The 25,122-nt window shown below is 45.1% G+C and carries 17 protein-coding genes and 1 tRNA gene; 8 read left to right on the forward strand and 10 right to left on the reverse strand.

The genetic code is table 11. The features are described from left to right. The 4 genes from F0364_RS06615 to F0364_RS06630 all read left to right on the forward strand — a co-directional run bounded on the left by F0364_RS06615 (position 1) and on the right by F0364_RS06630 (position 11,299). Complete coding sequence (locus tag F0364_RS06615; RefSeq protein ID WP_153796981.1) at positions 1 to 6,168, forward strand: DUF7619 domain-containing protein; 6,168 nt, start codon at positions 1 to 3, stop codon at positions 6,166 to 6,168. A gap of 71 nt (positions 6,169 to 6,239) precedes the next feature. Then, on the forward strand, positions 6,240 to 6,815 hold the full coding sequence (locus tag F0364_RS06620; RefSeq protein WP_153796982.1) for an RNA polymerase sigma factor: 576 nt from the start codon (positions 6,240 to 6,242) through the stop codon (positions 6,813 to 6,815). Next, positions 6,812 to 7,543 carry a tetratricopeptide repeat protein gene (locus tag F0364_RS06625; RefSeq protein ID WP_153796983.1) on the forward strand — a complete coding sequence of 244 codons (732 nt, stop codon included), beginning with the start codon at positions 6,812 to 6,814 and terminating at the stop codon, positions 7,541 to 7,543. The genes F0364_RS06620 and F0364_RS06625 overlap by 4 nt, the downstream gene beginning before the upstream one ends. 477 nt (positions 7,544 to 8,020) lie before the next feature. Further along, positions 8,021 to 11,299, forward strand: a complete 3,279-nt coding sequence (locus tag F0364_RS06630) for a CHAT domain-containing protein (RefSeq protein ID WP_153796984.1) — start codon at positions 8,021 to 8,023, stop codon at positions 11,297 to 11,299. On the opposite strand, the gene F0364_RS06635 is transcribed toward F0364_RS06630, so the two are convergent. After that, positions 11,288 to 11,950, reverse strand: coding sequence for a hypothetical protein (locus F0364_RS06635; RefSeq protein ID WP_153796985.1), 663 nt, complete (start codon positions 11,948 to 11,950; stop codon positions 11,288 to 11,290). The genes F0364_RS06630 and F0364_RS06635 overlap by 12 nt on opposite strands. A 7-nt stretch (positions 11,951 to 11,957) precedes the next feature. Further along, positions 11,958 to 12,485: a hypothetical protein gene (locus F0364_RS06640; protein WP_153796986.1), complete on the reverse strand. Its 528-nt coding sequence runs from the start codon at positions 12,483 to 12,485 to the stop codon at positions 11,958 to 11,960. Between the two features lie 405 nt (positions 12,486 to 12,890). On the opposite strand from F0364_RS06640, the gene F0364_RS06645 reads away from it, so the two are divergent. Beyond that, entirely contained in the window at positions 12,891 to 13,655 is a 765-nt protein-coding gene (locus F0364_RS06645; RefSeq protein WP_153796987.1) for an SDR family oxidoreductase, read from the forward strand. A 78-nt stretch (positions 13,656 to 13,733) separates the two neighbouring features. Here F0364_RS06645 and F0364_RS06650 read toward each other — a convergent pair. Continuing rightward, positions 13,734 to 13,807 (reverse strand) — tRNA-Ile (locus F0364_RS06650). Positions 13,808 to 13,979: 172 nt separating this feature from the next. Between F0364_RS06650 and F0364_RS06655 the strand changes: the two genes are divergently transcribed. Next, entirely contained in the window at positions 13,980 to 14,774 is a 795-nt protein-coding gene (locus F0364_RS06655) for a glycerophosphodiester phosphodiesterase (RefSeq protein ID WP_153796988.1), read from the forward strand. A 408-nt stretch (positions 14,775 to 15,182) separates the two neighbouring features. Here the strand turns inward: F0364_RS06655 and F0364_RS06660 are convergent, their stop codons facing one another. The 7 genes from F0364_RS06660 to F0364_RS06690 form a co-directional block, all read right to left on the reverse strand. Then, a complete protein-coding gene (locus tag F0364_RS06660; RefSeq protein ID WP_153796989.1) occupies positions 15,183 to 15,989 on the reverse strand; it encodes a sensor histidine kinase in 807 nt (268 codons plus the stop codon). 224 nt (positions 15,990 to 16,213) lie between these two features. Continuing rightward, positions 16,214 to 16,510, reverse strand: a complete 297-nt coding sequence (locus F0364_RS06665; protein ID WP_153796990.1) for a hypothetical protein — start codon at positions 16,508 to 16,510, stop codon at positions 16,214 to 16,216. Between the two features lie 66 nt (positions 16,511 to 16,576). Next, positions 16,577 to 17,278: a hypothetical protein gene (locus F0364_RS06670; protein WP_153796991.1), complete on the reverse strand. Its 702-nt coding sequence runs from the start codon at positions 17,276 to 17,278 to the stop codon at positions 16,577 to 16,579. Between the two features lie 34 nt (positions 17,279 to 17,312). Then, entirely contained in the window at positions 17,313 to 18,047 is a 735-nt protein-coding gene (locus F0364_RS06675) for a hypothetical protein (RefSeq protein ID WP_153796992.1), read from the reverse strand. Positions 18,048 to 18,130: 83 nt separating this feature from the next. Beyond that, positions 18,131 to 18,475 carry a translation initiation factor gene (locus F0364_RS06680; protein WP_153796993.1) on the reverse strand — a complete coding sequence of 115 codons (345 nt, stop codon included), beginning with the start codon at positions 18,473 to 18,475 and terminating at the stop codon, positions 18,131 to 18,133. Between the two features lie 99 nt (positions 18,476 to 18,574). Then, positions 18,575 to 19,435: a carboxylating nicotinate-nucleotide diphosphorylase gene (gene nadC, locus F0364_RS06685; RefSeq protein ID WP_153796994.1), complete on the reverse strand. Its 861-nt coding sequence runs from the start codon at positions 19,433 to 19,435 to the stop codon at positions 18,575 to 18,577. 453 nt (positions 19,436 to 19,888) lie between these two features. Then, positions 19,889 to 22,300: a TonB-dependent receptor gene (locus tag F0364_RS06690; protein ID WP_153796995.1), complete on the reverse strand. Its 2,412-nt coding sequence runs from the start codon at positions 22,298 to 22,300 to the stop codon at positions 19,889 to 19,891. 149 nt (positions 22,301 to 22,449) lie between these two features. Between F0364_RS06690 and F0364_RS06695 the strand changes: the two genes are divergently transcribed. Next, positions 22,450 to 23,031: an RNA polymerase sigma factor gene (locus F0364_RS06695; RefSeq protein WP_153796996.1), complete on the forward strand. Its 582-nt coding sequence runs from the start codon at positions 22,450 to 22,452 to the stop codon at positions 23,029 to 23,031. Between the two features lie 16 nt (positions 23,032 to 23,047). Beyond that, positions 23,048 to 24,448, forward strand: coding sequence for an outer membrane beta-barrel protein (locus F0364_RS06700; protein ID WP_153796997.1), 1,401 nt, complete (start codon positions 23,048 to 23,050; stop codon positions 24,446 to 24,448). Positions 24,449 to 25,122: the final 674 nt, after the last annotated feature.

A 25,122-nucleotide genomic window follows, 5' to 3' on the forward strand; every position in this document is an offset into this window, starting at 1 on the left:
ATGAAAAGCGCTCTTACCCTTTTTCTTTTGCTTTTGTTATCAGTGTTTGCCAATGCACAAACAGAATCAGAACCTAATAACGATTTTTCCGGCGCCAATTCCCTGGCAGCCAGTGCGGTAATCAATGGCAATGTATCCGGCAACACCGCAGAAAACTACGATTATTTTAAAACCATTTTGCCCATTGATGGCACACTTAAAATATATGTGCGGGCAACCAATACCAGCGGTAATACCGGCTGGCTCTCACTATATGGTTTTGACAAAAGGCAGATAAATGGTAAAGTGTTTGACAGGTATATAAGTGGTACATCTACCATAAATTCCGGCGCTACGGTGTATGATACCATTTATCTGTATGGCCGTGCTGCAGATTCTTTTTATTTCCGTTTTAGTTCTTCCCAGGCTTTCAGCTATAACCTTAAGTATGAAATGGTTGACCAGAGTGAGAACGACCCTGAAGTGGAAGAAACATTTGCCAAAGCAATACCTGTAAATACCGGCCAGCAAAAAAAGGGGCATATCGGTTACCTTTTCAACGGAACCAGCGATGAATATGATTATTACCGTACCCTGCTGCCGCAGGATGGCACGCTTAAGATATACGTACAGGCTACCAATAACAGCGGAGGTACGGGCTGGTTATCGTTATATGGCTTTGACAAAAGGCAGATAAGCGGTAAAGTGTTTGACAGGTATATAAGCGGCACATCTACCATAAAATCTGGCGCTACAGTTTACGACACCATTTATTTGTATGGCCGTGCCGCGGATTCTTTTTATTTCCGTTACAGTTCATCAAGTGCATTCAGTTACGCTTTTAAATACGAAATGGTGCATACCAGCGAGAATGATGTGGAGCCCAATGACGAATTCTCAAAATCGCTGGCCATCGCACAGAAACAGGAAAAGAAGGGGCATATTGGTTACCTGTTCAATGGCACCAGCGATAACTACGATTATTATAAAACAAAATTGCCGAAGGATGGTACACTAAAAGTGTATGTTCAAGCCACCAACACAAGTAGCAACACCGGCTGGTTATCGTTGTATGGTTTTGATAAAAGAAGGGAAAACGGGAAAGTTTTTGACAGCTATATTGGCGGCACTTCAACTATAAATGCCGGCGCCACGGTGTATGATACCGTTACTATCAGGGGCTTATTATCAGATTCTTTTTATTTCCGTTTTAGTTCATCCCAGGGATTTACTTACGTGTTAAGCTACGAAATGACTGTGAGCGGGTCTGCAGATACGGAACCTAATAACAGTTTTGCTGAAGCAGTTGCTATGCGTGCCGGCATTGCAGTTAATGGCGAAGTTGGATTCCAGGCAGGTGGCCAGCGGGATGATTATGACCATTACAGAACAGTTTTGCCGGAAGATGGCACCATTAAAATATATGTGCAGGCTACCAACCGCAGCAGCAGCACGGGTTGGCTATCCCTGTACGGCTTTGACAGGCGGCAGAGCAACGGCAAAATTTTCGACCGCTACATTGGTGGTACCTCTACAATAAAGGCGGGCTCCACTGTTCAGGATACCTTTTACATAAATGGGCGGGCTTCAGATACTTTCTATTTCCGTTTCAGTTCATCCCAGGCATTTAGCTATGATCTAAAATACGAAATGGAAGATACCAGTGAAAACGACATAGAGCCCAACAATGCTTTTGAAGCAGTGCTTCAGATGACCGAAGGCGAAGAAAAGAAAGGGCATATTGGATACCTGTTCAACGGCATTAGCGATGATTACGATCATTACCAAACCAGTTTACCGGTGGATGGTACTTTGAAGATATACGTACAGGCTACCAACCGCAGTGGCAATACAGGCTGGTTATCTCTTTACGGCTTTGACAGGCGTAAAGCCAGTGGCAAAGTTTTCGACCGGTATATCAGCGGCACATCTACCATAGGTGCAGGCAAAACTGTTTATGATACCATTTACATTAACAGCCGGGCCGCAGATACTTTCTACTTCCGGTTTAGTTCATCGCAGGCTTTTAGTTACAATTTAAAGTACGAAATGGTAGATACCAGTGAAAACGACATGGAGCCCAACGGCCTTTTTGATGACGCTTTACCAATGGTACAAACGGAAGAAAAGAAAGGGCACATAGGATATTTATCCAACGGTGGTAGTGATGAATATGACCACTACCTTACTTCGCTGCCGGAGGATGGCACGCTAAAGATATATGTACAGGCTACCAACCGCAGCAGCAATACCGGCTGGTTATCTCTTTACGGCTTTGACAGGCGTAAAGGCAATGGGAAAGTTTTCGACCGGTATATCAGTGGCACATCTACCATAGGTGCAGGCAAAACTGTTTATGATACCATTTACATTAACAGCCGGGCCGCAGATACTTTCTACTTCCGGTTTAGTTCATCGCAGGCTTTTATCTACAATTTAAAGTATGAAATGGTAGATACCAGTGAAAACGACATGGAGCCCAACGGCCTTTTTGATGACGCTATACCAATGTTACAAGCGGAAGAAAAGAAAGGGCACATAGCATATTTATCCAATGGTGGTAGTGATGAATATGACCACTACCTTACTTCGCTGCCGGAAGATGGCACGCTAAAGATATATGTACAGGCTACCAACCGCAGCAGCAATACCGGCTGGTTATCACTTTACGGTTTTGACAGGCGTAAAGGCAATGGCAAAGTTTTCGACCGGTACATAAGCGGCACATCTAGCATCGGTGCAGGCAAAACTGTTTACGACACTATATTGGTTACCTGCCGTGCCGCAGATACTTTCTACTTCCGGTTTAGTTCATCGCAGGCTTTCAGCTATCACCTTAAGTACGAAATGATCAACACTTCTAACGCCGGTAACGAACCTAACAACAGCTTTGAAACCGCCGATACAGCACTGCTGGATAATACCTATAGCGGTCACATAGGTTATTTAAGCAATGGCGAAAGCGATGCCTACGATTATTTTATCACCACGCTGCCATCTAAAGGGTCTGTTGAAGTTATAGTGGATGCGTTGAACACCAGCGGGGGCAATGGATATATATATCTTTATGGATACAAGAACAGAACGCAAACTGTACTTGGCCGGTATATAGGCGGATCATCCAGCATACCAGCCGGTGCAATAGTGCGTGATACCATCATGATCAACTGTTTAACAACAGATACCCTGTTCCTTCGCTGGTCATCATCGGGTTGCTTCAGGTATTCATTCCGAATGAAGCACTATAACCACGAACCAATTGCTTCCATGCAGTATGAACGGCTGGGCAGCACCATTGGTTTCAGGCCGCAAAAAGCCAATGCGGATAGCTTTATCTGGGATTTTGATGATGACAGCACCAGCACCATTCAATATCCCATGCATACTTACCTGCCGGGCAATTACAATGCAAGGCTTATTGTTAACAACTCCGTGTGCAACTTTAAAGACACTGCCACACAGGTATTCGATATCAAAGGCGTTGAGTATTACACGCCTGAAAAAATCGGTTATGGTGGAGATGTAAACATGCAGATATTTGGCGGCGGCCTTGACAGCACCACTTCTGTAAAACTGGTAAAAGGTTCTACTGTTATTATGCCGCTGGAAAAATTTGCCAATAGCGTAAAAGACCACCTTACTGCAGTGTTCGACGTGCACCTGGTACAATCCGGTAAATACGACGTAGTGATACAAATACCCGGGGAAGATGCCATTACCTACAAGGAAGGCTTTTTAATAGAGGATTTTTCTTATCCCTATACCTGGGCCGAAGTACAGGGCCCCAGCAGATGGCGCACCAATTCAGATACCCGCTTTACCCTGGTGGTAGGCAATAATGGTAACGTTATGGCTTCCGGGGCTGTAGTTGGCTTTGCATGGCCGAGGAATGTGTCAGTTAAGTTTGATAACGGTTTTATACTTCCCCAAACAGGCGGCGTAGAAACTGTTATTGTTGACAATGAAACTATCTCTTTACCCCGTTCTGAAATAAAGTTCATTTACGATAGCCTGGTTACCGCAGTACCGATTGACTCTTTCAATAACCAGCCATTTAATGGTTATATGCAATACCTTTTGCTGCCCCATGTGCCGGCGGGTGCAACTGTTGAAATTCCATTTATTGCCAGAACATCGGATGTAGCGGCCCAAAACTTTAAAACCTTTACCTATGCACCCAACCAGCGTGGCTCCTGCGAAACACCCAACTGGACCAACTACAATGAGGACATTACCGCCGAACTGATTGACGGCGCCGATATGATTGTAGATAAAACTAAAATTCCTTTGCTTAAGGCATTTACCAAAACCGCCAAAATTGGGCAAAAGCATGGTGCATCCGCCTCTTCTTACCTGGGCAAAAAATTCTGGGCATGGTATGATGGTTATGAGTTTGACGCAGGAGCGGCCATGGCAGACTGGATGAAGGAAACCGAAGCCAATAATGCTTTTGCCCTGCAAACAGCAACGGATGAACTGGGCAGCTACATGTTGGATAAAGGCGTTGGCAAACTTACCAAAACCTATAACGATCAGGTGGATTTTATTAATAAACGGCTGGCCAACAATCCAAATATGTCGCCGGAACTGGTGGATAAATACCTGGACAAGCTAAACTCCTTGCCTAATACCGACAGGTTGCAGGGTTTGCACGAACTGTTTAAAGAAGTAAAAAATGCCGGCACGCTTTCCGACAAACTGGTGAAGCTGCAAAAACTGGCGGACGAATGCCCGGAACTGGCCCCCCAGATTGAAGACCTGCTGAAAGAACTGGACAATGAGCTTAACCCAAGAGACCCCAACGATAAGCCATCCAATTCTGTTACTTCAATGGATCCTAACGCCATAGAAGGCCCGGTGGGCAAAGGCACAAGGCGCTATGTAAATAATCTGAAGAGCCACAGCTTTACCGTTTATTTTGAAAACGTGGATACGGCCACTGCCGCAGCACAAATGGTAATAGTGCGGGATACGCTGGATAAAACCCGGTATAACCTTAGCAGCTTTGAGTTTGGGGGTATAAACCTGGGCACCAAATACATACGCATACCAAAAGGCAGAAAAGAGTTTGTAATTGAAAGAAACCTGGCTCCTGTGCAACCCATGAAAGTGCGTATCAACGGCAGGCTGGATACTGCTACCGGCGTGATAGAGTGGCAGTTTACGGCCATAGACCCTGCTACCGGAGACATACCTGTACTGGAAGGCTTCCAGCCGCCCAATGTAAACAAACCGGAAGGCGAAGGTGCTGTAAGCTATACTGTAAAACCTGTTGCCGGCCTGCCGGACGGTGCAGCATTTGCCAACAGGGCTTCTATCATATTTGACCAGAACGAACCAATAATCACCAACACCTGGACCAACCAACTGGATATCGTTCCGCCTGCAAGCACTGTTTCCGCCGTGGTTACCCGGGACACTGTTATTAACCTTACCTTCAACGGCAACGATGCGGTATCAGGTATTGGCTATTACAGCATCTTCGTAAAAGTAAATGATGGTCCATGGCTGCCTTACGGCTCAACCAGCGCCGGCACAACGCAAATGATTGGCCAGTTAGACAGTACCTACAGCTTTTATGTTATAAGCCGCGATAAAGTAGGAAACATTGAATCCAAAGCCCTATCCGCTGAAGCCGTAGTTACTTTAACCGGTACACTCGCCGTTACCATGGGTAATATTACCGCTGCCAATGAGGGTACACGCAACAGGATAAACTGGCACACTTTCCGGGAAGACCGTGGCGACCACTTTATAGTGGAAAAAAGCAGCGACAGCAAAAAATTCAATACGCTTACGGCTGTTAAGGCACACGGCGCAGCATCATCCTATAAGGTGTACGATGAGCAGCCCTTTGCCGGGTGGAACTACTACAGGCTTAAGTCCTACGATAAATCCGGCGACTTTAAAACCAGCAGGGTGGTAAGTGTGTTTGTGGACAGGAACAATGCCTTTGCACTGGAAGTATCCCCTAACCCGGCAAGCGATAAAGTTATTCTTACAGTGCACGGGACCATTGAAGGCAGGGCCGGCATATCGCTGGTTAATACAACCGGCAGCCCCATCCTGCAAACCATGCTTAACAGCAACCGGCAGGTTATTGAGTTGGGCAAACTTCCGGCTGGTGTTTACTTCCTGCGCTTTTCAGATAGTAAACGTTCAGAAATTATTAAAATAGTAAAGCATTAACCCTTCCTTTAGGCAAGGTTGCCATAGTTTGTGCGGCCTTGCTTTTATCTTTTTGCTGTATTTTAGTGTAAATGCAGCAGGATAACCTGATAGAACAAACCGGCAGCCGGGAGATGATAAATGCCATTAAAGCAAACGATGCAACTGCTTTGCAAATGCTGTATTGCAACAATTACCCTAAGGTGGAAAGCTATATCTTAAACAACCATGGCGCCCGGGAACAGGTAAAGGATATATACCAGGAAGCGTTCATCGCTATGTGGAGAAATATACAGCTTAACAAGTTTAACCCTGAAAGCGATTCGGCGTTGCAGGGCTACCTTTTCAGGATTGCTAAGAATAAATGGATTGATCACCTGCGTTCCGATGCACGCCTGAACATAGTGCCCCTGGAAGACAACGGTGAAGAAAGCGGGGATATAAATGGTGCATTAAACAATGATGAAAGCGAGTATGTGCTGATGGTAAGAAACAACTTTAAACACCTGGGCGAAAGGTGCCGTGACCTGATTACTAAGTTTTATTATAACCGGCAATCGCTCAGGCAAATAGCCGAGTTTTTCAACTGGACGGAAGCCACGGCAAAAAATAATAAATACCGCTGTTTGCAGCAGCTAAGGGAACTGATAAAAAATACCAAATCTTGAACAATCATCCTGAAATACCGGCCAATGATTTTTACGAAATTGAGCGTTACCTGCTTAAAGAAATGACAACGCAGGAACAGGAAGATTTCGAAAAAAAATTATCTGAAGATAAAACGCTTACAGACAGTGTTAACAGCACCCGTCTTTTAATATTAGGCGTGCAGGAAGCCTCACTGCTGGCGGACATACAGCATTTTCACAACACACTCACCCAGCCGCAACAGCAAACGCCTGCAAAAGTTTTTCCGTTAAAAAAATGGCTGGCCGCGGCGGCCGTAATAATAGCCGTTGCTGCCGGGGCTTTTCTACTGCTGGGCAAAAACAGCAACGAACGCCTCTTTGCAAAGTATTACAAGGCCGATCCCGGTTTAATAACAGCCATGAGCGCTTCAGATAATTATACTTTCGACAGGGCAATGATTGATTACAAAACAGGCGATTATAATGCCGCCTTACAGGCATGGAAAACCCTGTTGCCCGCAAAGCCTGCTAACGATACACTTAATTATTTTATAGGCACGGCATACCTGGCGCTTGATAAAACCGGCGAAGCCATTACTCACCTGCAAAAAGTTGCAGGTAGCTACCAGAGTTATTTTATGCAGGATGCTTGCTGGTACCTGGGCCTTGCATGGCTTAAAAGGGGACAAGTGCAGGAGGCCATCGGGTGGATAGAAAAATCGGGGCACCCACAAAAAGATGCATTGTTACAGCAATTGAAAAAGTAATACCCTATCGGTGGAACGGAATTTTTTATGGGCCGGGCTGAAGTACAGGCATTGGGCTTTACTTGCGTCGCACTCTTCAACGGTTGGATTCGCTACGCAGCTTTTCCCACCGGGTAGATTTTGTTGCTGCCCCAGGTTATTGCCACAGAAGCACGGAAAAGAAGCGATACGCCGCTCTGCGGAATTTGCAGTTCAACAGTCGCGAAATTTTGGGATTGCTTGCAGTGGTTTTTGCTGTAGTAGTGCCTGCTTCATTCCCTGGTGCGTGTCTTCACGTACTTCTCCCTGGTGCGTGTCTTCACGCACCAGCCTACCCGGGTCTGAAAAGCCGCCCAATGAACCAGGCGATGAAGTGATTGCGACGCAACGATGCCTCCCATGAAAAACCGCAGCCGGTATTAAAAAAAATTCGGCCCTCACAGAAACAAAAAATAAAGTAACAACTACCAAAGCAATTACAGCCGATAAACCATAAAAATGAATCGCAGCTATACCCCTTACCTGGCATGTTACAGGCAGCTTTTTTTTAAAGCCGTGTTTACGGTATTGCCTGTAATGGTTTGCTTTATAACTGCATGGCCGCAGCAAAAAGATATTGGGTTGTTAGAGAAGGCTGTTAATGAGGCCAGGTATAAAGATGCGGTTGCATTGTTGCAGGAGCATGTGGCTTTTTACCGGGCGCAACCAAATGTAGACTCGCTGGTAAAATACATTTATTACACCGGCAAAATAACACAGGAAACAGGAGGCGCAGAGCAGGCTGTTAAAGCCGTGAACAGTTATATTGATAAGCTTAAGAAACTTAAACCGCCACCTGCTGCCATGCGCCAGGCTTATGTGGAAGCAGGCGAATATTTTGGTTCTGTTGGCAAAAACAAACTTGCCTACGATGCCAACAGACAGGCATTGCAATACGCGTTGGCTGTGCCGGGTAAGACACCAGCATCGCTGGGCAGTATAGAAAGCAATATGTCAACCTATGCGCAGCGCATGGGCAATACCAGCCTGTTGCAATACCACATGCGCCGTGCCCTGGATTATTTTCTGGCAGAGCCCAGCCCCAACTACGAAAAAATTTACATTACCTATAACGGCATGGGCAGCGCCATGTGGTTTGCATCAAAAACAGACAGCGCCCGCTACTACTTTGCCCTGGCCTTGCAGGCACTTGCCAAAACAGAACATAACCCGGTTAACGATTACTACAGGCCCGCCATAGTACAAAATAACCTCGCAGCTTTATACGGCATTGATGGCAATACCACCGGCGCCATTAACGCGATGAAAGAAACCATCAACCGCTTAAAACTGTTCCTGGCATCGAAAAATATTGATGCGAAGAAAGTATCTGCCAGAACCTTTTTGTATGAAGCTACCGATAACCTGGCGGGCATTTACAAAGAGCTGGGCAACCTGAAACAAGCGCAACAATTGCTGGAATACTCCTACGCCGAGAAAAAGAAGTACCTGGAAGAAGGGGACCCCGGTATTTTTATTTCTGAGGTATTACTGGGGCAGCTCTATTATGCTACAAGAGATTTTGATAAAGCTTTATACTACCTGGGTAACGGGCTTGAAAAGATAGCCGGCGTGGAAGGTGATTATCTTTTTTGGCAGGGGGATGCCTGCAATACGCTTGCCTTGCTGTATGATGAAAGGCATGACACCGCCCGTGCCACGCTTTATTATGAAAAGGCTGACAGCTTGTATGAGGCATCCATGCAGGGTGAATACGATGATATTTACCTTGACTTTCTGCGAAATGAAGCGTTGTTTTACGCAGAAACCGGGCAGGAGCAAAAGGCTGTTGCTAAAGCACGCAAAGGCTATAACTACGTGGTAAAAACGCAGGGACACAAAACGCTCATGGCTTTTTATCAACTGCTTAATTTGTCGCAGGTATATTTTTTTTCAGGCAGGTACCAAGAGGCACTTACCTATAGCAAAACCGGTCTTGCTGTAGTAAATGAAAAGATACGCAGCAGCGGCAGCCTGCTGGATTCTGTAAAAACCGAACTGAAGAAGCCCAAAGCCATCCTGATGAAAACCCGGGCTGAATACTACTTGCTGAAAAAGAAAGATGCAGCGGCTTTAAATGCTTTGCTGCTTCAATTAAACGAAGCGCTGGACATACTGGAACGGCGAAAAGAAATAATTACCGATGCCGAAGATATCAGCCTGGTTATAGCAGACCACCATGAACTGATTGAGTTTATAAAGCAAATTAACCTTGACCTGTACAACCTCTCCGGCAAAACAAGCTACATAGACAGGATTATGAGCCTGCAGGAATCGGAGATGTATAACCGCATACGTTCCAGGCTTGACAAAAATGATTCGCTGAAGTTTGCCCATGTTTCAGCGGAACTGCAACTGTCAGAAAAAAGGCTCAAAAATATATTAACCAACTCGCTGCAGGGAGAGGGCAGTTCTGATGAAAAGATGCAGCGTTATTTTAACGCGTCTAAAGATTGGGATAACCACCTGGAAGCCATTAAAAAATCTTACCCGGCCTACTATAAACTCAGGTATGCTTCTATATTTAAATCGCTGCAAAATGTTGAGCAAAGCGTGCCAGCAGGCAGTACACTGATCAGGTATTTTTTTACCGCCGATAAATTGTTTGCGCTGGTGGCGGATAACAGGCAAAAGCAGTTATTTAGCCTTGACAAAAAGCTGGTGGAAGAGCAGATGAAACGGTTGCTGCGGGCAGCTTCCGGCGAAAAGGAAACATGTGCCGTATTGCACAGTTTGTACAACAGTTTGTGGAGCCCCCTTTCAAAAGCGGTGCGGCATAACAGGCTTGTTATTATACCGGATGGAATTTTGTACAACCTCAGCTTTGATATTCTTACAGCCCGCCAGGTAAATTCCTACAGTCAGCTTGCCGCCAACTGCCTGTTGGCCAGTTATGCCATTTCTTATCATTACAGCCTGTTTTTGTTGCAGCAGCAAAGTGTTGCCGGCAGTTATAAAAGCGATTATATTGCTTTTGCCCCGGGTTTTTCCGACGATATAAAGAACAGTTATAAGTCCTCTTTAAGGGATACAATGGCGGCAGATAATTATTACCTGTCCCTGTTGCCACAGCCATTTACATTACAGCTTGCCACACGCATAAAGGATGATATTGGCGGAGAAACTTTTTTGCAGGGCCGCTCCACAGAAAGTTCATTTAAGGCCAATGCCGGCAACCACAGCATTATTTATATCGGAACCCATGCGGAATCCAACAACGAGCATCCGGAATATTCCAGGCTTATTTTTGCCAAAGACAGCTCCCGGCAGGAAGATAACTTTTTACTGGCAGACGAAATTTACAACTGCAACCTGGCATCGGACCTGGCTGTTATCACCGCCTGCGAATCCGGCAAGCCCGGTTACCAGGATGGAGAGGGTATGATTTCGCTGGCCCATGCATTCAACTATGCAGGCAGCAAAAGCATATTGATGGGCTTATGGAAAATTGACGAGAAGAGCAGCGCTATACTGATTGAGTACTTCTACAAAAACCTGCTGAAAGGGATGCCCAAAGATGAGGCCTTGCGCCAGGCCAAACTGGCTTACCTGCAGCAGGCACAAGGGCGCACCCTTTCTCCACAGTATTGGGCCGGCCTGGTTGTTATGGGCGATACATCGCCGGTTGCGCTGGCCAAAAAAACAAACTGGTGGCTGGTGGCTGGCTGTATAGCGGCAGCGGTGGTTTTGGTGGGGGTGGGAAGAAAAATTCTCATTAAGCGCAAATCATCTGGTTAATAATTTCATAATGGCAAGAATTCTTTCAACGTACTCCGGGCTGTTTTCTCCAAATGGCAAAGTACAAAAAACAGCTTCCCGCAATTCAGTTTTCCCTAACAGTATTGAAAACCTTTCACGGATAAATTCCTTTACCCCTGTATTACTTTGGGCCACTATGTCTTTCAGTTTTAGGTTATAGTTTAAAACAAATACTATATCCTCCAGGTCTTTGCTAAGCCTAAGGTCCCTTAAGCCTCTGTCAAACAATGCTTCAAGTTTGCAGGAAATAAAATATGGTGCTGATAAAATCCTGATAGCTTGTCCATTTCCAATTGAATACAAAATTGAATTCATTATTCCTTCGCTAAACCAACGGTTGGAGAAGCCAAGGATCTCTTCGTTTGTGGGCATAATATCCACCGTTATGCCATGAAAATCCCAACGGCATATCATAGCCTGGTTGTTCGCAAATTCTTTTGCACGAAGCTGCTCTTCCAGTTCAGCATAATGTTTTCTTGTCGCTATCACAACAATGCAATCCACGTCATCAGTCTGTCTTATTTCCGGTGCAGCCAAAGTATCTTCTGCATACAATTCAGTAACGGCGCCACCAACAAAAACAAACTCATCCAGGAGTTCTTCTAAACCTTTTGCAACAGCAGTTATCATAGACAGATTAGTATCTTTCCGCATATTCTTGCAATCTTTCCTTTAAAAGCGATGAAGCAATTGTTTTTTCCCTTGCAGTCCCTGCCCTAACAGCATCAACCAACGCAAGTAACTCATAAAATTCCGGGTCAGCAAGTGCCGCTTCCGGCGCCTGTGGGTATAATGGCTCAATTGTCTGGCCGCGTATATCACCGTGTATGTATGGCCATACATAATGATCATTTTCAGTAACAATACGGCTGTTTAGTGGTGGTGCTGAATGAGCCGTAGCAATGCCTCTCACTATTTTGCCAGGCGCAACAGCAAAAACATATGGAACCCCATACAAAAGAAAATCTGTTACGTTGCTAATGTTGATGTAATCAAAAGGAGCAATGCTTATCAGCCTTGCTTTTGCGCAACGGCCAAGAGACCTGTGTACAGCAGAAAGGCTCATACACAACCCTTCTGAAAGGCTGGCAAATTTCCATTCCCGCCTTCCCATCTTTAGTGCCTTTAACAATACTGCAATATCCTGGGGTTTCATATGTTCCATTTGCAAATATAGAATTTTCCATTTTCTGGAAAATGGAAAATTCTATATTTTGGGGTGTCCCTCGTACCTGCGGGCCAGGCTTTCCGCTCATACTCCGGCACAAAGGCCCTGCTGCAATGGCCTCACCGGGGTAACCGCTGCAATCCCTCACCCGCAGGTGTAAGCTGTCGCTATTTATGGGAACAGGTTTTTTATAAATAACAAAAACCGCAACACCTCGCAAGAGGAACCACCTGCCGCTGGATCTCCATAAATAACACAGCCCCCTACCCAATCCCACAGTTTCAAAAAGAATTATTGAATTTATCGCCCTGCCTGTCACGAAACGGTTCGTGCTATTGTTTTTACTGCACAGTGCTTTACTAAAAGGCACCTGCAAAATCAAATCATAAAAAAACAAATAGTATGAAAATTGTAGTTATTGGCGGCACCGGCCTTATTGGTTCAAAACTCGTTAGCAAGCTTAACCAGGCAGGGCACCAGGTAATAGCCGCATCGCCTTCATCGGGTGTAAACACGCTTACAGGCGAGGGCCTGAAAGAGGCGCTGGATGGCGCTGATATAGTTGTAGATGTAGCCAACTCCCCTTCTTTTGAAGACAAAGCAGTGCTTGAGTTTTTCGAAACTTCCGGCCATAATTTGCTTAGCGCGGCAAAAGAGGCCGGGGTAAAGCACCACATAGCCCTTTCGGTAGTAGGTACAGCCCTGCTGCAGCAAAGCGGTTATTTTCGTGCCAAGCAGGCGCAGGAAGATATCATCAAAAAATCAGGCCTGCCGTTTACCATTGTACAGGCAACCCAGTTTTTTGAATTCCTGGGCGCTATTGCCGCTTCGGGTGGCAGTGAAAAAACCATATACATGACACCCGCCTTTATACAGCCCATCGCCTCTGATGACGTGGTTGCGGCCCTGGCGGATGCAGTTGCCGGCCAGCCTGTAAATGGTACTATTGAAATAGCCGGACCGCAAAAATTCAGGATAGCGGATTTAATACAGCAATACCTGCTGAAAAACAACGACAACCGCAACGTAGTGGCTGATGACAGCGCCACCTATTTTGGTGCAGCGTTAAATGAAGACACGCTTGTTCCGGCAGGCAAAGCACATACCGGCAGCATCAATTTTGAAACCTGGTTGGCTGCCAGCAGCAAAAAGTATAATGCTTATTAAACGAACTGACTTGTTAAACCTTACCTGAAATATCCCAATAAAAAAGCACCTATATGTTATATAAGTGCTTTTTATTTGTGGGCCCACCAGGGCATGATCCTGGGACCCCCTGATTATGAGTCAGGTGCTCTAACCAACTGAGCTATAGGCCCTCTCTTTGCAGAGTAAAAATTTTCAAATTAACTGGTTATTAATTTGCTGTATAAAGAAAAAGCTTACCGCTTTTTCTGTTTCAGGGAGCGCAAAAATAGAAAAAATGAAACACAATCCAATACTTAATATTCAAATCATTTTACCCAGCTATTTTTAACGCAAATTATTGCCATGAAAAACACGGTTTTTATTCCCCTCTTTCTTATAGCTATTATGAAAAACGTTATGGCTCAACAACAAGTACACCAGTTTGCCCGCAACAAAGTAGTGGCCCACCGTGGCGCCTGGAAGCTGAACAACCTGCCCGAGAATTCCATCGCCTCCCTGCAGGAAGCTGTTAAGCTGGGTTGTACAGGCTCCGAATTTGATGTACACATTACTTCCGACGATTCCCTGGTGGTAAACCACGATGCGGAATATGCAGGCATGCCCATTGGCATAAGCACTTACAGCCAACTGGCCGCGGTAAAACTACCCAACGGAGAAACGATATCCACGCTGCAGCAATACCTGGCTGCCGGCCTTAAACAGGGCATTACCAAACTGGTACTGGAAATAAAACCTTCCAAGGTTAGCGGTGAACGTGCCCTTCTGTCTGCCGAAAAATCTGTGGCGCTGGTAAAAGCAATGAATGCTGATGCCTGGATGATTTACATAAGTTTTGATTATGAAGTACTAAAGAAAATACACCAGCTTCACCCGCAGGCTGAAACGCAATACCTTAACGGTGATAAAGCGCCTGAACTATTGAAAGCCGATGGCATCAGTGGCGCTGATTACCATTATTCCGTTTTTCAAAAGCACCCGGAATGGATTGACGAAGCCAAAAAACTGGGGCTGGTCTTAAATGCGTGGACAGTAAATGACGCACCTACCATGGCCTGGCTGCTGGATAAAAATTTTGATGCTATTACAACTAATGAACCAGAACTGTTGCTGCAACTGGTAAAAAAGCACGTAAAATAAACAAAAAATTTTGAGGGGGGGGTGCCCCCAAGCTATCGCAAGGGGTCGGGCTTTCCGCTCATACTCCGGCACAAAAGCTCTGCTGCTATGTCCTCACCGGGGTATCCGCTTCAATCCCTCACCCGAAAGGCAGTTGCTGGTTGCAGCATGCTGGCCTGTTATGGCAAAAAGATTGATGAGATTTTTGTGGAGGTGAACAGCTTTGCGGCTTGTTACGCAAACTTTAATGATGAAGATACCCGAACGCCGGTTGCCGGTTTGAAGTTGGATGATGCCATTTTGAATATTTATCTCCCCTATGAACAGGATTGTAAGCTTATGACTGCAATAAGTGGGGTACCAGGCAAGTTAACGTTAACATTGATTAGCACTCAACATTCCTTGTTCCTTGTTCATTATTCAAACTCCTTATTCAACATTCTTCACCGGTACCCTTATTTCGGTGGTATTTACTTCCGGATCGGCAGTAAACCTTATTTCCCCACCGGTAAGCAGTATGCGGTTGTGAATATTTTTAAGGCCAAGTCCGTTGGCGCTGTAGCGCAAAGCTTCAAACTGCTGTTGGGATAACCCTCTTCCGTTATACTGTAGTTGAAAATGCACCCGGGTACTTTCCAGCCATGACGAAAGGTTAATGTAGGTGGGCTTACTATGCTTAAGTATATTGTTACAAAGCTCCTGTATAACCCGGTAAACATGAATATCCGCATCATTACCCAGGCTGTCATAACTTTCTTCCAGTTCTACATTTGTGGCCAGTGTGGAGCCTTGTGAGATCTTCTTTATAAAACTGCGGATGGCCTCGTTAAGGCCAAGGTCGTGCAGCATGCCACCGTGCAGGTTATGGGAAATGGTACGCACTTTACTGATGGACTCTGTGAGCAGGTCAATACATTTTTCATGAGAAACCCGGCCGGCATCATCCAGCGGCTCTGTATTGATATTAAACATAAAGAGTTTGGTGGCAGATAATACGGCGCCTACATCGTCGTGCAGTTCTTCGGCCACACGTTTACGCTCGGCTTCCTCGCCGCGTATGGCAGCTTCAATCAACTGGTTCTGCTGCTGCTCCCGCAGTTGCATCATCTCCTGCCGGTAGCGGAATTTGCGCCGCTGGCTAAGGTTAAAGGAGAGCAGGAAACCTATCAGCAGAATCAACATCGCACCAATACCCACCACCACCAGGTAAATAATGTCCGGGTTTTGATCTTCCATAAAAGCTATATGCTGTTGATACAAACCGTGGAAATGCTTGTTTTCCCGGTTATGGCGAAGTTCTGCTGTTTGAGGATTGGAAGATTAAAAAGGTGAAGAAAAATTGTGGCTTGGGGGCTAACAAAACAGCAGGCTAGTCTACTCGGATAATTTAGCATTACTGAAAGCTTCCTGAAACAATTGTGGCGTTCATGTCGATTACTCAATAAAAAAGGGCTCAAGGATTATGACCATCCCATTCTTTTTTCGAACTCCTCAGAACTAACTGAATTGTCCGTAGTATTTTGTGTAATGATTAAAGCGTCGTAAAAATTAATAACATCTTCATTTACTGACATAAGCAAGTTCATTACTTTCTCCAATTCCTCTCTTGTCCAATTTCCCCGCTGTTTTTTTGCAGCAAAACTCTGGCAACTCATACCGATTTTATTTGCTATATATTCATCTTTATACCCACTCAATGATATCATTTCACTAATGTTAGCCTTAATCACCTTCAATTCGTCTAAAACAGTTAACATACTGTGCATTTTTATAAACCAACTAATGCAAAATATAACATTAAGCGCAGTTTTGATACACTGCTATCACGCATGGGTTATTTTACTGGCAACACTTTTCTGCTTGCCATAAAAGGCATAAGCGATAAAGAGGCAGAAGACTGAAAATGTCACATTATGAACATACCACATTAATATTGCAAAGCTTTTTGCCTTTACTATTAAAACATCGTAAAAAAGAAAGATAAAAAAATTGATCGCTTCATACACAGTAAGACCCGTAGTGATTACCAAACCCGCATCAAATTCTAAAGACAATTCTTCCTCTTTCAATTTTGCAAGAAAAAATGACACACAATATACAAGAAGAACAAGTCCTTCAAGAGCTAACAGCTTTGAACTAATGATAAAAAAACTATCATAAAACAGGAAAACAATTAGTACGGAGAAAAAAAATAGCATTAAAGGTATTCTTGTATTCACTCGCTTAAACTGAACTCCTATGCTATGAAAAAAAATGATAAAAAAAGCAGTTCGAACAATTGAGTGAATATTATAGATGAAATTATTCCTGGCAAAATAAATTGGTATATTATATCCAAGCAAAAAGTTTCTAAACTCCTGGTTATACTGCCATATAAACCCAGCTAAGGTATTAAGCAGTAAAGCTACCACCAGGTACCAACCAACAATCTTTAGATATCTTTCTGTGTAATTTCTGGTATAGTAAACTGTTAGAGGAACCAGTATTATTAGCGCTTCTGACCAACTGAGTATCTCTTTATACATGCAATCTTAGTTAAAAACGGTTCACCTATTTAACTTAATGCACATGTCGGACTTCGTCTACTGCCTGGCTCCTGGCGGATGGGGCTGGTGCTCTATGCGGGCAGTCCGGGGGACATGGTAGCACCTCCAAATACCTTTTCTGAGCCCCAGCCGGCGCAGCGGCTTTTTGTTGGGCCTGCCCTTCCCCGGGCGTTATTACCGGCAGGTTATCCGCATCTACTTGTTCACCTTTGCGTATGGGTACCAGGTACAAAGCCGCATAACGGTTCTTATCCCTGAAGGGTATAAATATAATCGAATCAAACTGGCTGATGGGAGAACCCAAACTGTCCAGCCTTTTAAAAAAGGCTTGTATGGTATCATTCCAGAGTTCCAGGTTGGCAAAGCGGTAAGGCGGTTCAAAATCATAGTCTTTACGGCCCGGCACCGGCTTAATAAACTCCGACTCAAAAAATTGGCCATCCCTGTCTATTGGTTTGCGCCAGGCATAACTGCTAAAGTCAAATTGAAAATTGCCTTCCTTATTCTTACCTGTATTTTGAAACTGGAAATTGAAGCTTTGAAAATCCGATGAATCCACCAACCCCAAAAATTCACGGGTGGTCATGCCCATGGTGTAAAACTGTGTTTTAGCGCCTTTGTCAGCATCCCCGTGGTCTTTGCAGGATTGCAGGCAGGCCACCAGCAAAACCAGCGCTATTAGAGTTGGTAAGGTACGGTATTGCGCAGCACGGGCCGCCTTCATTAGTTTATTTGGTTGTAGCATCATAACGGTGGTTTTAAGAAATGTAAAATACGGCAACCGTTTAAATATGCAAACCCCAACCCGGAATTTCCGGTTGATGACCGGTGTTATATTTTTTTTGATTGCTTATAGCCATTCTTCAGCAGCCATTGCAGCACTTTATCCCGCTGGTCTCCCTGTATTATTACCTGCCCGTCTTTCACCGAGCCACCTGTACCGCAAAAGTTCTTTATTTTTTTGCCGGTGCCTTCCAGGTCTTCTTCCGTGCCAACAAACCCTTCCACCAGGGTTACAGCCTTGCCCGCCCTGTGCCTGGTATCCAGGCGGACTTTTAGTTTCTGTTGTGCCGGTTGTAAGGTTTCCTTCGCGGCAGGCTCATCCTCCTCAAACCTAAAGTTGGGATTGGTACTGTACACAAACCCGTTACTATCTGGCTTATTTTTCTTACTCATGGGTTAAATATTTTTTTGTTCCATGTTCACTTGTTTCGTGTTCAATGTTCAGTTGTTCAAAGCTTGGTTGTCAACATGTAACATCCGAACATTAAACAATCAAACAACTACTGCTTTCAGGCTTAAATCAAGGCTGCGTGCCTGGTGTATCAACCCGCCAATGCTAACATAGTCCACACCGGTTTCCGCGTAAGCCACCAGGTTATCCTGGTTAATGCCGCCGCTGGCTTCGGTTTCAAATTCACCCTTTAATATCATTAGCGCCTCTTTAACCAGCGCAGGTGTAAAGTTATCCAGCATAATTCTTAAAACTTTGCCCTTGCCCATGCTGTATACCGTTTGCACATCCTGCAGGCTTCTTGTTTCCACTTCTATCTTAAGGCCCGGCTTTACGTTTTGTACATATTCATAAGCTTTATTAATAGCTTTCTCCAGCCCGCCACAGTAGTCAATATGATTGTCTTTCAGCATTATCATATCATACAGCCCAAAGCGGTGGTTAACGCCGCCGCCAATGCGTACCGCTTCTTTCTCCAACAGGCGAAAATTAGGCGTAGTTTTCCTGGTATCCAACACACGGGTATGATACCCTTTTAGCATATCGGTATATTGCCGCGTTAACGTAGCAATGCCGCTCATGCGCTGCATGCAGTTAAGCACCAGTCTTTCGCAGGTAAGTATCGTATGTATCCGGGCTTCTACTTCAAAGGCTTTTTCACCGTTCAGCATGTCATCGCCATCCTGCTTAAAAGCTGTAAACACAATGCCAGGTTCTGCCTGTTCAAAAATTTTTTGGGCCACCTCCATTCCTGCCAGCACGCCATCCTGCTTTATTTTCAAAACAGCTTTGCCGCGTTGCTCCGGCGGTATGCAGCTTAAGGTGGAGTGGTCGCCATCGCCCACATCTTCTTTCAGCGCTTCTTTTATCAAATGCTGCAGTTGTTCGTCAAAAGGTTTCATGCGCCAAATCTAAGGATACCTAAAACATAATGCATGGTTCATGAAGCAGATTGTTTTTATGATATGTCAGAAAAGATGAAGCAGGGCGCCTGCCGAAGGCACCGGGCTATCCGCTGCAAGTCCTCACCACCTCCGCTAAGGCTACGGTGGTTGCGGGCTTTCCGCTTCTATCCCTGGCGCGGGGGTGACACAGGCTGTTTCTTCGAGACAGTCTATATGATAAAACGGTACCAGAAGTAGCCTTCGACAGGCTCAGGCTGACATCCGTGTTCTATTGTTAAGAAGGGGCAAACCCTACGCTTAAATGTTGCCATGAAAAATCAACTGTACACGCTGTGCGACGCAACAGGCGATCCCATGAAATACCGTCTGCCGGGTCCATAAAAAATACCCGTATTAAAAAAGGATTTGCGTTTCGCAAATCCTTTTTTAATACGGGCTAAACAAATATGCTTAAGACTTAAAGTTAAGCGGCACGTTTATTTTAAAACTGAAATTGCGGCCCATGTTAAACACGCCCTGCCTGCCGGTGGCATTGTTTACTGCCGTATATTTTAAACGGCTCAGGTGGCTTTGGTAAGCAATATCGCCCAGGTTGTTGCCGGCAATAAATATGCTGAACAACGTTTTACCCTTACTGGCTATATCTGCGCCTATGCCGGCATTAACAAGCCAGTAACTGTCGGTGGGCGTTTCTGTGTTATAACCCGTAAACGCGTTGTTTTGCGTAAAGCTGTAATCGCTCTGCAGGCTTACATAAAAATTCTTTACAGACTTTCCTTTGGGTAAAAAGTTACCCCTCAACTCAGATATGAGCCTGGCGGCAGGTATCAGCGGAACATTTTTTGAACCATCCAGCGCCTGTTTAAATTGTGCACGGGTATAAGAGAACGTGTTTTCAAAGTGCAGCCAGTCCAGCGGGTGCGGGTGAATATCTATGTTCAGTTCGCCGCCATACAGATGGGCATCCCGCTGTACAAAACGAAAAACATTAAGCGGGTCGCCCGTTTCATCATCTATTAAAATAGAATCCTGCCCTGCATTGTTCAGCAGTTTCTCATAGAAAATAAAGTTGCTGATATTGTTATAGAACACGTTGGCCATTAGGGATACATGTTCGGTGTTCCATTCAATGCCTGCGTCGGCCTGTGTGCTAATTTCAGATTTCAGGCTGTTATCGCCAATTTCAAAACGGTTGGTGCCTTCGTGTGCCCCGTTACTGGCCAGCTCCGCAAAATTGGGCGCCCTGAAACCGCGGGCAATATTAAACTTTACCGTAAGGTTATTAGCTGCTTCGTAACTAAGGCCGGCGCTTCCTGAAATGTTGCCAAAGTTTTTGCTGAATGCGGCAAACTTAACATCTCCGCCGTCTTCCATTTGCTTGCCGCTGGCGTGGCGGTTATCAAAGCGCAGGCCACCGCTCAGTTGCAGCTTGTCTTTATGATACTGGGTATACAAAAAGCCACCAATATCAAACAGGCTGTAATCTGGTATCAGCGCTTCTTCAGCTTTGTTTTTGTTGGTTTGGCTCATGCCGGTTATACCCAGGCTTGTTTTCCAGTTGCCGGGCGAAGCCAGGTGATAACGCACAGCATAGTTTACTGCCTTTAAATCAAAATAAGCTTCAGGCTCATTAATATCATCCAGGTTGCCCAATTCGCGGCGTTGGTTATGCTGGTAGCCAACGGTAACATCCAGCTTGCTTTTGCCAACAAAAAAGCTGTTATCGGCTGTTAATTTAAAATGCTGGATATGTTGATACGGTACCATCGGCTGTATTTTTTTAAAATCGGCATCGGTGGCAATGGCTTCGTCGCCGCCGGGCACCGCTTTTACAAACTGGCCGGTTGTTTCATCCCTGTCGCCCTCTACAATACCCAGCTTTTGGTTAAAGCTACTGAGCAATAACCGGCTGTAGCCCCAGCTACCGCCATAGCCCAGCATGCCGCCAAAGTTTTTGTCAACAAATTTTGAGTTGAATACATAACCATCGTATTTGTTCTTATAGTCCTGTGCGCCCTTGTAAGTGCCGTAAGCGTTCCAGCTAAAGCCGTTGTGTGTACCGCCTATATTGCCGTAAAAGCCACGCAAAGCGCTGTTGGTTTGGTATTCGCTGATGATATTGCCGCGGATGGTTCCTTCAGGTGCAGGCACCTGGGATTGTATATTAATAACGCCAGCCAACGCATCACTGCCATACATTAAGGATGCCGGTCCCTTAAGCACTTCAATACGCTGTACGTTGTAATCGTCTATTTCAATACCATGTTCATCGCCCCATTGCTGGCCCTCCTGCCTGGTACCATCGTTAACCACTACTACCCTGTTATAGCCAAGGCCACGGATAAAAGGCTTTGCAACGGCAGGGCCTGTGGAAACCACGGCAACGCCCGGTACAGTATGCGACAGTGCATCCATCAGGTTGCCGGAGGTAACATGCTGCAGGTCGCTCTGCCTTACCACGGTTACCGGCTGTGGCGAAAGTTTAATGCGGGTGGCTGAAGCAACACCTGTTACGGTTACCGCTTCCTGTTCTACCGCCGATTCCTTTAGGGCGAAGTTTCTCTCGGTAGTGCCGGTAATAAGAATGTTTTCCAATACAGTGGCATAGCCCTGGTAAGCTATTTCAACCAGGTATTTGCCTGGTTTAACAGGCGTGGTGGTAAATACCCCATCGTTGTTGGCAATAGCGCCTGCAGCCGCGTCGTGAATAATAACAGAAGCCGCTGGTAGTGTTTTGCCGGTGGCGGCGTCTGTTACTTTACCGGTTAATACGGCTTTTAGTGAAGTGCTGGTGTTTTTCTGAGAAAACCCCGGTAAAACCAGGATGATGAGAACAATGAGCAGGTGAGCTTGCTTGATCATAATGTTTTTTGTTACAACGTTGCAAATATAGGGGCGTTTCTATAAATTTCAACAATGTTGCAAAATTTTCATTTTTAATAACTTTCACAGGGTGTGCAGCATTACTTTGGGATTATTGTCTATATTTAGGGGTACTTTAACATACCTTAATGACAGAAGAAGCGCTCATCTACGGCTGCCTGCATAATGACCCTTCCGCACAGCGGGAACTGTACAACCGGTACAGCCCCAAAATGCTATCGGTTTGTTACAGGTATGCACAAAGCCGTGAAGACGCGGAAGATATGTTACAGGAAGGTTTTATTAAAGTATTTACACAGATTAATACATTTCAGAACAAAGGGGCGTTCGAGGGTTGGATAAGAAAAATAATTGTTCATACCTGTATTAATTTTCTGAAGAAGTACAAAAAATTCAGCGACAACGTTAACCTGGACCATGCAGGCTACCTGCAGGTAAAAGAAGAAACCATCCCCTCCCTAATGCAGGCTAAACAGGTTGTTGAATGTATAAGACTGCTACCCGTTGGATATAAAACTGTTCTTAACCTATACGCTATTGAAGGCTACAGCCACAGAGAAATAGCTGACATGCTGGAAATTGAAGAAAGTACCAGCAGAAGCCAATACACAAGGGCCAAAGCCATGTTAGAAACTGTGCTGGTGAAGAAGAAAATACTTGAAAAACCAGAAGCAGACCTTACATGGAGTATGGCACTTAGAAGTAAATAACACCAAGACGCAACTGATGAGGAATCCGCTATATAACGATGATTTTGAACACTTCCTGCAAAAGCAGGTGAGCCAGCACCGGATGTATCCCTCTGACCAGATATGGAGAAACATCCAGCAGGAGATACATGGCTACCGCCGCTGGCCTGCCCTTACTTTTACAGCCATCACCGTTATTACACTTCTTGTTGCCGGAACCTTACTTACCAAGCCGGAAACCAAACTTAAAACCATTGAAGCTTATACCCTCGCTCATAAAAACAGCACTCCACAGGAAAAAATACAGGAGCATACAGAAACAATTGAAGAACGCGTTTCTACAACAAGGCTAACCGAAAAAACCATTGCCGCTGTAAAGAAAAAACTGAACATAGCGCCTGCCCCGCAACCTGAATATATCGCGGCAGCTTACCGTCCGGCAATAAATGAAGCCAACCTTAAAGTGGTAAAAGCGCAGGATAAGGATACCGATGACAAGGGTACAAATCTTGTAAAGGTTGACAACCTTAATGCAGCGCCACTGGCAGTTAAAGACAATTACAACGGTTCATCCAAAACATTGCATTTTGCAGACCTTAACCTGTTTACAGTAAAAGATGAAAGCAAAAACAAGATAAGCCTTCACCTGCCTGACGCGTCATCCATTAAGCAGGATTATTCCGCATCAGGAAAAGTAAAGCTGCCAAAACCCAAACGCAATACAGACCGCTGGAGCTTCCAGTTTTATCTAACTCCGTCATCCAGCTACCGTAAGCTTGTGGACGATAAAAAGGCACGTATCAACTCCAGCTACCTGCCACCCAACACCAGCATTAATTACGCGGATGCCAACCAGGTGGTACGCCACCGCCCTGCTATGGGTATGGAAGTTGGCTTTGCCGCGGGATACAGCCTTAACAAGCGCTTTACACTTAAAACGGGCCTGCAGTTTAACATACGGCAATACAACATAGAGGCTTATAACAGCAGCTACCAGGCTACCACAATCAGCGCCGGTGAAAACAGTTTCAGCACAGAAAGCTCTTACCGCAACCTTTCAGGCAACACCCCGGTAACATTGCGCAACAGGAACTTTGAAATATCCGTTCCGGTGGGTATTGATTACAGGGTACTAGGCTCCGGTAAGGTAAGCTGGAATATCGCGGCAGCCCTGCAGCCCACTTACATCTTTGACAAAGAGCCATTTTTGCTGAGCGCCGATTTAAAGAATTATGCGGATGGTTCTTCCATCATGCGCAAATGGAACCTTAACAGCAGTTTTGAAACCTACCTGAGCATACAGGCCGGCGAATACAGATGGCAGATTGGCCCTCAGTTCCGTTACCAGAACCTGCCTACCTACAACAGCAATTACCCCATTAAGGAACACCTGCTTGACTTTGGCCTTAAGGTTGGCCTTACCAGGAAACTTAATTAACCACTCAAATTAGCCACAACACTTTTTAGTAATGCATGCTGCATTACAAGGGGATTATTTTTATGAATCCGGCCACTGTTTTTCATGGTCCCGAAATTTCGGGATTGCGTCGCACAGCGAGTAGCTACCGCGTGTACACATATATTAAATGGAACACGGATGACACGGATAGAACGGATACGTAGGATTTTTAATGCTGCTTTGCAGCATTAGCCATGCAAATCCATACTGTTCCTGATCTGTAGGTTTGATTTTTTAATGGATGTTTTCGCAAATGCGAAAAAAAACAGTGAAAATCCATTTTATCCGTGTCATCCGTGTCCCTTTTGTTTCTTCAAAAAATGTGTACACACGGTAGCGGTGTGTACTGCATATTTTATGGCAGCATTTAAGCGTATGCTTACCCGGTATTAATACCGGTGGGTAATACCATTGTTAGGGGTTTAGCCTTTTTTAAAATTTACACCACAACCGGCCAGCAGTATTGTTTACTGCTGCACTTTAGCGCCAGGGATTGAAGCGGATACCCCGGTGAAGATTTGTGCCAGGGCTTTGTGCCGGAGTATGAGCGGAAAGCCCGGCCCGCCCTGTATTTTGGCGGGGGCGCCATAAAAACTTATTTCTTACGTTATATTGGTAAACGGGTTTCCATTTACCCTCACCAAACTTATCTA

This window comes from Foetidibacter luteolus (genome assembly GCF_009650435.1).
GTDB lineage: Bacteria > Bacteroidota > Bacteroidia > Chitinophagales > Chitinophagaceae > Foetidibacter > Foetidibacter luteolus.